General features: G+C 40.7%; 14 protein-coding genes. 4 read left to right on the top strand and 10 right to left on the bottom strand.

All coding sequences use genetic code 11. From position 1 onward, the window contains the following. Positions 1-190 precede the first annotated feature (190 nt). The 3 genes from ftsX to ftsY are packed head-to-tail and all read right to left on the bottom strand — an operon-like array spanning position 191 to position 3,627. Complete coding sequence (ftsX, locus tag L2764_RS11915) at positions 191-1,162, bottom strand: permease-like cell division protein FtsX (protein WP_248940456.1); 972 nt, start codon at positions 1,160-1,162, stop codon at positions 191-193. Then, on the bottom strand, positions 1,162-1,857 hold the full coding sequence (gene ftsE, locus L2764_RS11920) for a cell division ATP-binding protein FtsE (protein WP_248940458.1): 696 nt from the start codon (positions 1,855-1,857) through the stop codon (positions 1,162-1,164). Before ftsE ends, ftsX begins: the two co-directional genes overlap by 1 nt. Positions 1,858-1,911: 54 nt before the next feature. Then, positions 1,912-3,627, bottom strand: a complete 1,716-nt coding sequence (gene ftsY, locus L2764_RS11925) for a signal recognition particle-docking protein FtsY (protein WP_248940459.1) — start codon at positions 3,625-3,627, stop codon at positions 1,912-1,914. A 210-nt stretch (positions 3,628-3,837) separates the two neighbouring features. Here ftsY and rsmD point away from each other — a divergent pair, with 210 nt between their 5' ends. Next, positions 3,838-4,413 carry a 16S rRNA (guanine(966)-N(2))-methyltransferase RsmD gene (gene rsmD / locus L2764_RS11930; RefSeq protein ID WP_248940461.1) on the top strand — a complete coding sequence of 192 codons (576 nt, stop codon included), beginning with the start codon at positions 3,838-3,840 and terminating at the stop codon, positions 4,411-4,413. Between the two features lie 63 nt (positions 4,414-4,476). Next, positions 4,477-5,490, top strand: a complete 1,014-nt coding sequence (locus tag L2764_RS11935) for a glycosyltransferase (RefSeq protein ID WP_248940462.1) — start codon at positions 4,477-4,479, stop codon at positions 5,488-5,490. Between the two features lie 43 nt (positions 5,491-5,533). Here L2764_RS11935 and L2764_RS11940 read toward each other — a convergent pair whose 3' ends face one another. Beyond that, positions 5,534-6,157, bottom strand: a complete 624-nt coding sequence (locus L2764_RS11940; protein WP_248940463.1) for a hypothetical protein — start codon at positions 6,155-6,157, stop codon at positions 5,534-5,536. 5 nt (positions 6,158-6,162) lie between these two features. After that, positions 6,163-8,304: an LruC domain-containing protein gene (locus L2764_RS11945; RefSeq protein ID WP_248940464.1), complete on the bottom strand. Its 2,142-nt coding sequence runs from the start codon at positions 8,302-8,304 to the stop codon at positions 6,163-6,165. Between the two features lie 373 nt (positions 8,305-8,677). On the opposite strand from L2764_RS11945, the gene fucP reads away from it, so the two are divergent. Further along, positions 8,678-9,952 (top strand): L-fucose:H+ symporter permease, encoded by a 1,275-nt coding sequence (fucP, locus tag L2764_RS11950; RefSeq protein ID WP_248940465.1) that lies wholly within the window; start codon positions 8,678-8,680, stop codon positions 9,950-9,952. Between the two features lie 8 nt (positions 9,953-9,960). On the opposite strand, the gene L2764_RS11955 is transcribed toward fucP, so the two are convergent. The 4 genes from L2764_RS11955 to L2764_RS11970 form a co-directional block, all read right to left on the bottom strand. Further along, complete coding sequence (locus L2764_RS11955; protein ID WP_248940491.1) at positions 9,961-10,554, bottom strand: FMN-dependent NADH-azoreductase; 594 nt, start codon at positions 10,552-10,554, stop codon at positions 9,961-9,963. Positions 10,555-10,727: 173 nt separating this feature from the next. Next, on the bottom strand, positions 10,728-11,186 hold the full coding sequence (locus L2764_RS11960) for a thioesterase domain-containing protein (RefSeq protein WP_248940467.1): 459 nt from the start codon (positions 11,184-11,186) through the stop codon (positions 10,728-10,730). A gap of 50 nt (positions 11,187-11,236) precedes the next feature. Beyond that, the gene (gene dtd / locus L2764_RS11965) at positions 11,237-11,674 is read right to left on the bottom strand and encodes a D-aminoacyl-tRNA deacylase (protein ID WP_248940469.1); all 438 of its coding nucleotides are present in this window, start codon (positions 11,672-11,674) and stop codon (positions 11,237-11,239) included. Between the two features lie 85 nt (positions 11,675-11,759). After that, entirely contained in the window at positions 11,760-12,638 is an 879-nt protein-coding gene (locus tag L2764_RS11970; protein WP_248940470.1) for a virulence factor BrkB family protein, read from the bottom strand. 74 nt (positions 12,639-12,712) lie between these two features. On the opposite strand from L2764_RS11970, the gene L2764_RS11975 reads away from it, so the two are divergent. Then, complete coding sequence (locus tag L2764_RS11975; protein ID WP_248940471.1) at positions 12,713-12,931, top strand: hypothetical protein; 219 nt, start codon at positions 12,713-12,715, stop codon at positions 12,929-12,931. Between the two features lie 108 nt (positions 12,932-13,039). Here the strand turns inward: L2764_RS11975 and typA are convergent, their stop codons facing one another. Beyond that, entirely contained in the window at positions 13,040-14,869 is a 1,830-nt protein-coding gene (gene typA / locus L2764_RS11980; RefSeq protein WP_248940472.1) for a translational GTPase TypA, read from the bottom strand. Positions 14,870-15,135 lie beyond the last annotated feature (266 nt).

Below are 15,135 nucleotides of genomic sequence, written 5' to 3' on the forward strand. Positions count from 1 at the left end.
ATGTCAACTATTCCTACGAGGAAATCCCATTTGATTGTACCCCAATAGTATATCATTAAGTGTGATTACGATCTTATTTCTCATTGTAAATACACTGCATTTATGCTTATTTTTACAACAATAACCCACAAATGCAAATGAAGTCTCGTTCATATACCCAATTAGCCTCTCAACAATAAAATAAAAGTAGCTAAGAAGGTTCAATGGCTTTTAAATGTTGGCGTACCGATAAATACGACCCTAACCAACCTAAAAAGGACGCTAACAACACCAACTGTATTAACTCTGAGAAAGTTAATGACTGCATTTTCAGTTCACTACCATATAAACCTAAGAGTTCACCTAATGCAGATGTCAGATATAAAACCAATATATTAATAATCAACCAAGCGAGTATGCCACCAATAATGCCGTACCATATCCCAGTATACAAAAAAGGCCGCCGAATAAAGGCTTCTGTCGCGCCCACCAGCTTCATCACTTCAATTTCAGTTTGCCTGTTCATAATCGCTAACCGTATCGTGTTACCAATGACCAGCACGACAGCTAACACTAATAGCGTTGCGATCGCCAATACAGTGCGCTCAAGTAAATTTAATATGGCTTGCAGTCGCTCTAACCATTCAATATCCAAACGCCCAAAACTCACCTCAGATTCTTGTTCTAATTTCGTCAGCAATCTTCTCGCACCATCAGGACTTGAGTAATGCAGCGTCGGAATAACCGTGATCACAGCAGGTAAGGGATTGGAATCTAAATAAGACAACGCTTCACCAAAACCAGAAAGGCGCTGAAACTCAGCTAATGCTTGATCACGATCGATAAAATTCACTTCACTGACTTCAGGATAAGCCTTAATTCGGGTAATTAAACTTTGCATGACCCTATCACTGGACTGCTTTTCAATAAAGAGTGAAATTTCAGCCGCACTATTCCAGGAATGTGTAATGGCTTCTGCATTTTTGACAAGAACCTGTAAGGCCGCAGGTAAACTCAAACTAAACCCCAGTACTAACATGGTCATCAAAGATGAAATGGGATTACGCCAAAGCTCCCCCATACTAGTCATCGCATGTTGTACATGACGCACAAAGAACATGACAAATCGACCCGATAAAGGCAATTTACTACGACTCAATGAAACCGATTTCGATTTACTCATCATCGCTCCCCACTTACACTGGCTGATGGATCGAGCTCTTGCGCCCCAAGCATTCTTCCTTGCTTTAATGTGAGAGTGCGGTACTTCATCCGCGCTATCAGTCCTAGATCATGAGTGGCGATTAAGACTGTCGTCCCAGCATGATTAAACGTTTCAAATAAACGCAGTATATCCATCGACAATTTAGGATCTAAATTGCCAGTAGGCTCATCGGCCAATAACAACGGAGGTTTATTGACAATCGCTCGAGCAATGCCGACTCTTTGCTGCTCACCACCTGATAACATGATGGGCTGATGCCTCTCTTTGCCATATAAGCCAACCATATCTAATGCACCGGCAACCCGTTTACGAATTTCTCCATGAGAGAAACCTTCAATCATTAAAGGCAAGGCCACATTATCGAAAACACTTTTATTCATAAGTAAATGGTGGCTTTGAAAAATCATCCCTATATCACGACGCAGATAAGGGACTTGAGCCCGACTCACTCTCGCTATGTCATGCCCATTAATAGAGACACGTCCACCATTTGCTCTTTCAATAACGGTAATTAACTTGAGCAAGGTACTTTTACCCGCGCCAGAATGTCCTGTCAAAAAAGCCATTTCTCCGACTTTTAAGTGAAAGCTCACATCTGACAATGCTTTTTGACCACCGGAATAAACTTTACTCACTTGCTCAAATTGAATCATTCATTCTCCTGAATATTCGATGTTTCCTCAACACGGAAAACCTAAACTCATTATTTACTTATCAAGGTTATCGGCATTCTCTTGACTAAATAAAGCGTCAATAAAGTCTTTTGCATTAAAGGTCCGTAAATCATCAATGTGTTCACCCACACCAATATGGCGAATTGGGATCCCAAATTTATCGGCAATCGCAAAAATAACCCCTCCTTTAGCCGTTCCATCTAATTTACTAATCGTAATGCCCGTCACCCCCACCGCTTCTTTAAACAACTGAGCCTGACTAATCGCATTTTGCCCTGTACATGCATCAAGCGTCAGCATCACTTCATGAGGTGCATTCTCATCTTGCTTCTTCATCACTCGAACGACTTTCTTAAGTTCATCCATTAAGTGGGTTTTATTCTGTAGGCGACCGGCAGTATCAGCAATTAATACATCAACATTACGCGCTTTGGCTGATTGCAATGCATCAAATAATACCGATGCACTATCGGCTCCAGTGTGTTGAGCTACAACAGGAATATTATTCCGTTGCCCCCACACTTGTAATTGCTCAACCGCTGCCGCCCTAAAGGTATCTCCCGCTGCCAACATCACAGATTTACCTTGTTCTTGATATTGCTTAGCCAGTTTACCTATGGTTGTCGTTTTACCAACACCGTTCACTCCTACCATAAGAATAACAAAAGGCCCTTCTTTATTTTCAGGCACCAAAGGAACAGAAACAGGCTCTAGTGTTTTCTGCATTTCTTCGCGTAGTAAATCATATAAAGCCTCGCCATCTTTTAATTGCTTACGGCTAGCTTGCTCTGTGAGATTATTAATTAAACGGGTCGTAGTCTCCACGCCCACATCAGCCATTAATAATTGCTCTTCGAGCTCTTCAAATAAATCATCATCGATTTTTTTTCCACGAAACAAACCAACGAAACCACTACCAATATTTTCACTGGTTCGCTTTAGTCCTCGCTTCAAGCGAGCAAAAAAACCTTCTTTCGTTGGCTTTGCTTGAGGCTCGGGCTGCAGCTCTTCCTCTACTAACTCTTTACTTTCCTCTGCTATTTTAGCTGGTTGGGCGTCCGCTAACGCTTGCTGCTCTTGTCTTGCCTGCGCTTCTTGCTCTTCTTTTAATGCCTGTAAACGTACTTTTTCTTGCGCCTCTGCCGCTTGGGCCTCCGCTAACGCTTGCTGCTCTTGCCTTGCCTGCGCTTCTTGCTCTTCTTTTAATACCTGTAAACGCGCCTGTTCTTGCGCCTCTGCAGCTTGAATCTCCGCTAACCGTTGCTGCTCTTGCCTTGCCTGCGCTTCTTGCTCTTCTTTTAATACCTTTAAACGCGCCTGTTCTTGCGCCTCTGCAGCTTGAGCCTCCGCTAACACTTGCTGCTCTTGCCTTGCCTGCGCTTCTTGTTCTTCTTTTAATACCTGTAAACGCGCCTGTTCTTGCGCCTCGGTCTCTGCCGCTTGGGCCTCCGCTAACGCTTGGGCCTCCGCTAACGCTTGCTGCTCTTGCCTGATTTTGCCTGCTTGCGCCTGCTCTTCTTGAATTTTAGCTTCCTGAGCGTTAACTTTTTGCTTTTTAGCCTCCTCCTCTTGTTTAACCTGTAAATGAGCTTGCTCTTCTAGCCCTTGAACGTCCACTGATGCTTGTTGCTCAAGCTTTACGTTCTCATCTTGTACTTTATCTTCTGCGACTATTTCAACGTCTGCAGCCTTTGCTTCATCTTTAGATTTATCTTTACGAAACCAAGAAAAAAAACCTTTTTTTGCCATGTTAGGTACCAATGCTCAAATAACTGTATATATAATGCAATTAGGGTGGAGGACGCCTAAAAACACCTCAGTGAAACACTAAAATAGAGATGTTAATCGACAAAACGACGGTATCTCACCTTTTATGCCCACTTTAATATAAAATAACGACCTTAAATCAAACAAGACAGTCTACCACTTTCTTTCTTCAGGCAAAATCATGAGGACAAAATGACCAAAAAAAAACCTAATATGGGTCAGGTTCGTATCATTTCAGGACAATGGCGATCACGCCGCCTACCAATCCATGATTTAGAGGGCTTACGCCCAACAACCGATCGCGTTAAAGAAACACTTTTTAACTGGATTAGTGCTGATTTACCTGGCGCACGAGTATTAGATTGTTTTACAGGAAGTGGATCCTTAGGTTTTGAAGCATTATCACGCTATGCCAGTTTTGCACAAATGTTTGAGTTACAAGCCTCAGCAGCTAAACAACTCAAACAAAATTTAGCCACATTAAAATGTGAACATGCAGAAGTCACTAAAGGTGACACCTTAGCGTTACTCAAAACACCACCCAAGATGCCGTTTAATATTATATTTATCGATCCTCCGTTTCGCCAAGGGCTCGCTCAACAATGTGTCCAATTATTAGAAACACACCTATGGTTGAGTCAAGATGCGCTTATTTACTTAGAAACAGAAACAGAACTAGGCCCCCTTAATATCCCCCCAACATGGACAGCTTTGAAAGAAAAAACGGCAGGACAGGTGACTTACCGTTTATATCAAAGTGCAAGCTGACATCGACCCCTCATTATCCTAGGCTTAGGTAAATGATATAATACCTAAGCCTAGGATAAACACTTGCGACCTAAAGTCCTACATTTAATTGATGATTCACATTTTGGTGGTATTCAATCTGCGATTCAACGCTTATCGGCATCTCGATTAAAAAATGATTTTGAGTTTCAAATTCAAAGAACCAACTTAAAAGAAAGATCATTCGGCAATTATCAAACCGATATTTTATGTGTACATCATGCCTTAAGCTGGCAATCTCTTCCTAAAATACTGTCACTGAAACTTCGGCACTTTCGTACCCCGTTACTCTATCAAGAACATCATTATTGTGATGGTTTTATGAAACATCAAGTATCTAATCAAAAACGTTTTTTATTGATGCTTAAGCTCAGCTATTGCTTAATGAATAAAGTCATCGCAGTATCCGATCATCAAGCTCAGTGGATCATACAAAATAATCTCGTCAATACAAAAAAGCTCATCATGCTAGGTCAAAGCAGCAATCTAACACCTTTAGTTTCGTTACCTGTAAAAAAAGCGCAATCAAACTATGTTTTTGGTGCCTATGGTCGGCTGCATAAGCAAAAAGGGTTTGATATGCTCATCGAAGCCATAAAACTCATACCACATGCCAATATTACACTTAAAATTGTAGGTTCAGGTGAATTAGAATACGAATTAAGAAAACTTGCCTCTCCGCTAACTAATATTCATTTTGTTGGCTTCTGCGATGATATTTCAGCATTTTTAAATGAATGTGACGCAATCATCATCCCATCACGATGGGAACCTTTTGGCTTGATTTTTCAAGAAGCACTCGCAGCGGGCAAACCTATTTTGCATTCAGGTGTCGATGGGCTACTTGAGCAAAGCAAAATCATACACCCTCAGTATAAAGAGGGATTATTTAAACAATCAGCCGAGTCCATTGCCAATGCCCTACTACACTGTATTAAAAATCCACCCAAAATACTTAAGCCAGAACAACGCAATCAATTACTAGCAAAATGGGAAGACACATTAAACCAATGGAAGAGCTTATTTAGAGATTTTATCAATAAAAAAAATAATAGTTAAAAGGAGGAAAGCCCCCCCCTTTTTTTTTCGCCACCAAATGAACTCAATTGATCATCAAGCTTTGACTATCGGCATTATCATCATAATTCCATACATAATAAATAGGTCTACTACCATCATATAGCCAAATAGCCACAATCAACTTTCTTTGAGCACTCCCAAGCAGTACATCAGATGCGAACACGCCTTCGTTCAACGGCCCTCTTAACACACAAGAATCATAATCTACTCTATAACCCGAATCGATTGCATTAAACTTTTCACAAATAGAGACATAAGCTCGACGAATATCGCCCAATTGAATGCCCACAAATAAACTATATTCTGAACTTAAAGTATTATCGGCTCCAACCACAAGATCCTCTAATGGTATTGTTCCTGAAGCCAGCAACTCTTGCTGATCAACTTTAGGCACTGTTGAATCATCTACTGTTGAATCATCTGTTGTTGAATCATCTGTTGTTGAATCATCTGTTGTTGAATCATCTGTTGTTGAATCATCTGCTATTGAATCACCTGTTGTTGAAGCTGAAGAAGCTGTAGTCGACGAACTCGTGTCATCAGAAGAACTCGAATCATCTCCACCTCCACCACCGCAGGCCACTAGGCTTAAAAATAATATTGAAATAAAAATACATTTCATATAAGGATAATAATTCATCATCATTCCCTCTACTCATTTGGGATCGTAAGACCAGGATTGCCGTTTTGATACCAATCAAGGCTACCAGCCCCTGTTGCATAGCTTTCAAAATCAGGATATGCCTCATTTAGCGGTATTTTTTCAACCGGATATGACCATCTTTTTGGAATAATTAACGCCCAAGGCATACCATTCGCATTTTGAAAATAAAGCCCTTCGTTTGGCTTCGATGCATCATCTCCCGTACCAAACAATCGAGTATCAAACTTATCTGTAGGTACTTTATTCTTAAGGTGAACCTCTAAGGCACGACCAGGAATCTCCCCCAATACCGCTTCTGGTAACGCACCATGCGGAGTATTGGGATTAGCAAAAATAAACGGATCGTAAGGCAATTCAGGCATATGATTTCTATCGATTGGCGTTTCAAAAGGAATAGTAATAGTCCAAGTCGGATGCACAGTTTGAGTACAACCTACTTGCGTGCCTAAAAACTCACAACCAGGGGGAACCGTGGTATAGGAGTGAACATCCTCCGTAATGATAAATACCGCATTAGTTTGCCCTTCTTCTAATATCTTATGGGACTGATTAACGCCATCCAAATCCCAACGGATCCCGGACTCTTTTATCGCTGAACGAAGAATGCCCGGCAGTTGAATACCAAAACCATTATGAAATGTTGCCCCCACAGCCAATACTTTTACTTCTATCTTCACTCGTCTAATTTTCCCCTCTTTTTCAAATTCATTAATTTTCACTTCCATCACTACATCGTTGAAATCATAGTCCCCTTCAAGTGGGTATAAATCCTCATACACAATCGTCGCCACGCCTTCCGTTCCAACAGGGTAATAACCTGTTGTCACGCCGGTTTCTGTTATTGTAATAGGGTAATCTTCTACTTCACCATCGCTCGCCCCGCCCGTTGCACCTAAATCTTGAGTCGTACTTAAACGAAAACGCGCCCAAGTATCGCCCGCCTCAGCCCAAAACGGCACTTGGATAGTAATGTTATTGTCTCCTTCGTTCATAAGTTCAGATGCAATAATTTGCTCATCTGGACCAAAAACACCATCTTGATTCCAATCTATCCAGGCATTTAAATACCCTTCATCACCAACAACATCGGCAATGAGAATCGTCTCCTCTCCTGACTCAAATCCAGTAGGCATGCTAATACCATCTTCATCATCACTGTTGTCACTAGCATCATCAGAAAGAGGGGAAGCATAAGCATCACCTTCGTTATCAATTAATGCACCTAATTGAATGCCAGACACTATTGCATGTCGAGCGCCATTATTGGTAATGTTACTTCCATAAGAATCAGGCGCATCACCAAAATCAACCGCATCCCCAACAGGCACACCCGCTAACGCACATCTAGCACCATCATTACTCGTAGAAGAAGGCCCATACGCAAAAATGCCACTCACGCTCGGCTCACTATCTAAATTAGTGACTTTATAAATGTAACCATTAGAGTTGTTGCTGATATATAAATGACCATTCACATCAAAGAACTGAGCACCGAAAGTAAAGCTTCCTTCTGTGGTTAAAAGGGTGCCTAAATTTTCAGCAGCACCTGATGTTCTATCTATTTTTAATAACTTTGCTGTAGAGCCGTTAGTGACTGTGTACAAATATCCATTGTGAGGATGGAAAGCAAAATCGGTAATATTATAATTCGCATTAGACTGACTGCCTGCAACCAGAGTCATTTCATATGGTTCATCCCCATCTAAGGGAATTTTAAATAACCCTTTATTTTTCCGGTAGCCATACCAAACATTTGCATGGAGTGCCACATCACCAACATAAAAATTGCCAGCACTAGCAGAAGGCCCGTCTTTAGAAATATCAAGTGCAACTACCTGATAGTCATCTCCTACCTTTCCTAAAGTGCCACTTGAATAATCCCAACCATATATATAGCTATCGTGTTTACTAAAACCGACACCGTTAAATGCAGCACCACTGCCCATATCGGAAGATAAAGTGGTGTAACTTCCGGTTCCTAAGTCCACGCCAAACATTTTAGGTATAGAGGAGGGTTTTTGAATAATAAAGGCTTTGGTTGGGCATTCCTCAAAAGGTGCCCCATGCGCAGAGAATGAAAAGATTATTCCAATAATGAAAGTGAATGAAATATGCCTTAAAGATAACATAGCAGCTCCTTCGCCAAAGTTGATACATTAACTAAGCAATAGCTATGCCATAAAATAAAATACATTAAAATCAATAGTAAACTAATATTCGTATAATAGTGAATAATCTATATTCGCATTTTGCAATGCATTTTATCTTCGAACACTTTTTACTTTCTATCTTCTAGTGAAGAGAGAATATTCGTTGTTATTTTATTTAGAGAACAAAGTAAATTGTTTGAACTAGTCATCCGGTTAACGTTACACAATCGATAATACTCAGTCATTAATTGAAATTCTTTACACTAAAATTGTTCTATTGATTTATCATCAATATATCTTATGGTTATTATGAGTTAATCGATTAAATTAAACTGATAAAGTGAATAAAAGCATGAAAAAACCCCCTCTTATTTTCCCTAAGATGCGCCTACCTTTTATTCTATTACTTGTCTGTTTTGCCGCATGGGGCGTGGCTGCGAATATGACAGATCCTTTAGTAAAGGTGTTTAGTCAAATCTTTACTATGTCTAGTTTTCAATCTGCACTGGTGCAATTTTCATATTATGGTGCTTATTTTTGCTTGGCCATTCCAGCCGCGTTTATCAATAAACGTTACTCATACAAAACGGGTGTCTTGACCGGATTAGGCTTAGCCATCATTGGTGCATTTCTATTTTACCCTGCTAGCCAATCACTTACCTATGGCTATTTTCTCACCGCTCTTTTCATTCTGGCTGGGGGCTTGTCCATTTTAGAGACTTCTGCTAGTCCTTATGTCATTAGCATGGGACCGAGTGAAAATGCCACTAAGCGACTCAACTTCGCCCAGTCATTCAATCCAATCGGGACAAATATTGGTGTTTTTCTCGCTGCGAGCCTAATCCTTCCAAATCTCAATCCTGCGACAGCACAAGAACGAATAGACATGTCGGTAACACAATTAACCACCATACAAACGGCCGAGCTTAACGCCGTTATGACACCCTACGTGGGAATGGCGCTATTACTCCTATTAATTTGGTTGGCGATTGCAATAACGAAAGCCCCCTCAATACATTTAACTAAAATCCACCCCAAAATTAATTTATCGACGACTTTCACGAATCTATTTAAAAATGTGCATTATAAATATGGCGTCATTGCCCAATTTTTTAATATGGCAGCTCAAACCTGCGTATGGACGTTCACAATCCGCTACGTGATGAATGCACTCTCAACCGATACAGATAATGCGGGAACTTATTTGCAATACAGTATGATTACTTTTCTTTTGTCGAGGTTTGCTATGACTTGGTTAATGGGGTTTATTAAGCCGACGATATTACTTGTACTATCGACAATTGTCGCAGCCAGTTTATCCATTTATATGATGTACAACCCTACAATCTATGGTGTTTGGGCACTAGTTGCAATATCGGCTTGCATGTCCTTAATGTTCCCAACCATTTATGGTATTGCACTACAAGGACTCAAAAAAGATACACAATTTGGCGCAGCTGGATTAGTCATGGCAATGCTAGGGGGCGCCTTGATCCCAATGGTTCAAGGCTTACTCATTGATCAATATGGTGTCGCTTTCTCTTATATTATTCCGGCTATTTGCTTTATTGCTGTGACTTGTTATGCCTTGTTCGATCTCAACACAATAAGAACTGATCAGATATGACCCATGATTCACACTAAAAGTGAGTCAAGCTCAAACTGCGCTTTTTCTATGCTTTCTTTCGCGGTAGGTTCACCCATCGCTAACCCTTCAGCATAAACAATATCAAGCTCATCAATACCGATGAATCCCAATACTGTTTTTAAATAAGGCACCAAATGATCACTGGTTGCATTTCGATGAACACCGCCGCGAGTCGTGATCACAATTGCTTTCTTATCAGTTAGTAACCCAACAGGTCCTTCATTCGTATACTTGAAAGTGACCCCTGCTCGGGCAACAAGATCAATCCATTGCTTTAGTTGGGTAGGTATCGTGAAATTATACATAGGTGCAGTGATAATGATTTGATCGTGCGCTTTTAACTCTTGCACTAGACGATTTGATAGTGTGATAACGTCTTGCTGGCGAGCACTCAGTGCATCCAACCCCCTTAAACCCGCTGCCAACTCGCCATCCAATGTGGGTAATTCACTTGATGTAAGATCCCTAATGGTGATCTCAGCGCCTTGCTCAGATAGTTGTGCTACCGCATAATCAATTAACTTGGTTGATTGAGAGTATTCCCCTAATATGCTCGAAGTTAATACTAATACTTTAGACATCATCTACTCCATTTATACCCCAAGATACTGAATTCAGCAGGCTTGGATATATACTCATATAAAGAGAGAAATTCTCTTTAACTACTGGTTCATTCTAAACACCAATAAAATAGAGTAAAAGCGCATAAAATCCCTGTTAATAACTCAAAAATTCGAAAGGTTAATGATATGCCTTATTTTCGAGGAGTCGTGATATACACCCCTTCAAAAGATGCGCAAAGCTTATCATTACAATAAAGCTCAACCAGCAGTTTACATTTTACTCGATGACCTTTTTCTAATACTGACAAATCAATATTCGGCCAAGTCACAACCGCTTTAGGTCGCTCATTAATGGGCGCGATATACCTCACATCTGCCTTAGCTAAAACAATGTCTCCCGTTACTTGTTGCTGCTTTTGCTGCAACCATATCACTCCCCAACCCGTTAATGTCATTAAGGTGTAGATACTGCCAGCAAACATTGTTTGATGTAGATTAATGTTAGGCGCTAAAGGCGCTGAAACCGACAACTGATACTCATCATATTCATCTGCGCTAACTTGCATAAATTCACTGAGAGGGATTGTTTTATGCCAAGTAGAGGTTAATTCTTTTAATAAACAATCAAGACTTGATAGCTCAATACTCATAAACATTCCACCTCAAATCCCACAAAATTGATTAAACATAATCGATCTCCTTAAACCTGTAAATGAAACGTCACAGGCCCATCATTAACCAAAGACACTTGCATGTTTCCGGCAAACTGGCCTGTTTGAGTATTAACGCCTTGGTTTTTACAAAAATCAACAAAATCATTATAGAGTGCTTCGGCTTGTTCTGGAGTACCTGCACCTGAAAAGCTGGGACGTAAACCTTTTTGAGTATTCGCGGCTAAAGTAAATTGAGAAACGATCAACAACTCCCCAGAAACTTGCTGCAAATTGAGGTTCATCTTTCCATTTTCATCAGAAAAAACCCGATACGGCATCACCTTTTTGGCCAATTTCTGCATTTTTTCATGGCTATCATCTTGCTCGACACCTAATAACACCAACAAGCCTTGATTAATTTCGCCACACATAACACCATCCACCTCAACCTTGGCCTCTTTAACTCTCTGAATTAGCGCGATCATTTTTAACCTATAGCGTTATTTGTTAATATTGAAATCATATTAGCATTTGATTGAAATGAAGTATTATTGATGTCACATCGATCCATTAAACCTCATCACCATTAGCAATAAGCTTCTGTAATTGCTGATCAATATGCTCAGGCAACGCCGCGGTAATTTCAGCGCCTATTAATACGATAACCCAAGATAAATAGACCCATACAAACAAAATAGGAATAGAGGCTAATGCACCATAAATGGCTTCATAAGTCGGAAATTGAGTGACATATAAGGTAAAGCCTTTTTTACTCAACTCAAATAAAAGCGCTGCCACAAAAGCACCAAATAATGCGTGAATAAATTTCACTTTTTGATTAGGAACAACCATATAAAGCAATAAAAAAGCGGACATAGAAAAAAACATCGGCAAACGTTTAATTAAAGGGGCGACATTGACTAAATCTGTTTCGCTAACAATTTTTAAAGATACAATATACGAGCTTGCGACTAAGCTGGCCCCCACTAATACAGGGCCAAGGGTGAGTACCATCCAATACATAGAAAAAGACACCATACTGCGCCGCTTATCCTTAGTACGCCAAATACTATTAAGGGCTTTATCAATGGCTGAAATCAATAAAATAGCCACGAGTACAAGCGCTGCGATCCCCACTGTTGTCCCTTTAGATGCGTTATCAACAAACTCATTTAAATACACTTGAACGGTATCCCCCGCCGCAGGAAGAAAGTTTTTATAAACAAAACCTTCAATTTCCTCTCGCAATCCTACAAATACCGGAAAAGCCGATAACATAGAGACCATTACAGCCACCAAAGGCACTAGAGAGAGCAACGTCACATACGCTAAGTGCCCCGCGCGAATATTCACTTGATCCGTCTTTAATCTTGCTAATAAATGCAGACAAAAATCCCAAAAACCCTGAAACAGACTGAGAAGTTTTTTAATATTCATCATTTTTTTCATAAGGTTTCTCTTGCTTTTGCCCTAGTTGCTTAAGTATCTTTAAGTTTATATTAACAAATTACGAAGGTAGATCTATGTCTCAACAAGGTTCAGCAGGAAATGTGATTGCAGCCATCGCTAGCGTTTTCATTCCCGGTCTTGGGCAGCTAGTACAAGGACGTGTTTTGGCCGCCCTATTGTTTTTTGTCTTCATTGGTGCAGCTTACGCCATGTGGGTCTTTATTATTCCTCCTATTATAGGATTACTCTTACATATTTGGTGCATTCTAGATGCAGCAACGTATAAAAGTTGAACCACTCAATACTATAAGAATATAACAAATAAAGCATTAGATACAAAAAAAGCCTAGAGTATTTTCGTCTCTAGGCTTTTTCTTACAACAATGGTTTAGACCATTATTTTACTTACGATTATGACGCTTACGCTCATTTTCGCTCAAGTAACGCTTACGAACACGAATGTTCAGCGGCGTGACTTCGACTAATTCATCATCATCGATAAACTCAAGCGCTTGCTCAAGTGTCATTTCGATGTGTGGTGTCAGTACTTGCGCCTCATCGGTACCAGAGGCACGCATGTTAGTCAGCTGCTTACCTTTCAAACAGTTAACCGTCAAATCATTTGCTCGAGCGTGAAGACCAACCACTTGACCTTCATACACTTCTGCAGCGTGGGTAATAAACAGACGACCACGAGCTTGAAGATTAAACAATGCGAATGTCAGTGCTTTACCGGTTGCGTTAGAGACCAAAACGCCACGTGCACGTTGACCAATATCACCCCCTTTAACAGGACCGTAATGATCAAATGAATGGTAAATAAGACCAGAACCTGAAGTGGCTGTCATAAAGTCAGTTTGGAAACCGATTAGACCACGGCTAGGGATAACAAAATCGATACGTACACGACCCTTACCGTCTAACTGCATGTCTTTCATGTCACCCTTACGGATCCCAAGCTTCTCGATAACACTACCTTGATGCTGCTCTTCAACGTCAACAGTCAAGTTTTCGAATGGCTCACACATCTCGCCATCGATCTCTTTAACGATCACCTCTGGACGAGAAACCGCTAGCTCGTAACCTTCACGACGCATGTTTTCAATCAAAATTGAAAGGTGAAGTTCACCACGACCCGATACGCGGAAACGATCCGGACTGTCAGTTTCTTCAACACGCAATGCAACGTTATGAACTAATTCCTGCTGCAGACGCTCAAGAATGTTACGTGAAGTGACGTACTTACCTTCTTTACCCGCGAATGGAGAAGTGTTCACCTGGAAGGTCATCGTTAGCGTTGGTTCATCAACAGACAAAGCGGGTAATGCTTCTACGTTAGTCGTTGCACAAACAGTATCTGAAATTTGCAATTGACCAAGACCCGTAATCGCAATGATGTCGCCAGCGTTAGCAATCTCGACTTCATTACGTTCTAGACCCATGTAACCTAATACTGTGCCTATTTTACCGTTACGTTTCTTGCCATCAGAGCCAACAATAGTCACCTGTTGGTTAGTCTTAACGCAACCACGCTTGATACGGCCAATACCGATAACACCTACATAAGAGTTGTAATCGATTTGAGAGATTTGCATCTGAAAATCACCGTCAGCATCAGCATCAGGGAATGAAACTTTTTCAACGATAGTTTCGAACAGCGGCGTCATATTTTCGCTAGTTTCGTCTGGATCTAAGGTTGCAAAACCGTTCAATGCAGAAGCATAAACGATAGGAAAATCTAGCTGCTCATCGGTTGCGCCTAAGTTGTCAAACAAGTCGAATACTTGGTCGATAACCCAATCGGGACGGGCGCCGGGACGGTCAATCTTGTTGATAACAACGATTGGCTTAAGACCTTGAGCGAAAGCTTTCTTAGTCACGAAGCGAGTTTGTGGCATTGGACCATCGACTGCATCAACGAGTAGCAATACTGAGTCAACCATAGATAGAACACGCTCTACCTCACCACCGAAATCGGCGTGACCTGGAGTATCAACAATGTTGATACGGTAATCGTTCCACTTGATGGCAGTGTTCTTGGCCAGAATCGTGATACCACGTTCTTTTTCAAGATCATTTGAATCCATCACCCGCTCAGCGGCTTCTCCTCGAGTCTCAAGGGTTCCTGACTGCGCCAGCAGCTTATCAACCAAGGTAGTTTTACCATGGTCAACGTGTGCAATAATGGCGATGTTACGTAAATTCTCTAACACGGCTAAACCTCTTACCATCGGTATAAATATAGGGTATTGTAACGAATCGAACGCTCTTCATTCGCTTGTTACGATAAAAAGCGTGCCATTCTACTCTAGCCTAGGATAATCTCACAGGATTATTTTTAACCAATCACAATAAAGACGCCTTTTGGGCAGCTTTCAGTGTTTACCTCTAGTAAACCGACTCAATAATCACTCTATTTAAAAATAAACTGCAAGTATTCGAATACGTTCATACCGACTAATCATGCTTTTATTTCTAGAAAAACATGCGTTTTAGC

The sequence above is a fragment of the Shewanella surugensis genome, assembly GCF_023284005.1.
GTDB classification, from domain to species: domain Bacteria; phylum Pseudomonadota; class Gammaproteobacteria; order Enterobacterales; family Shewanellaceae; genus Shewanella; species Shewanella surugensis.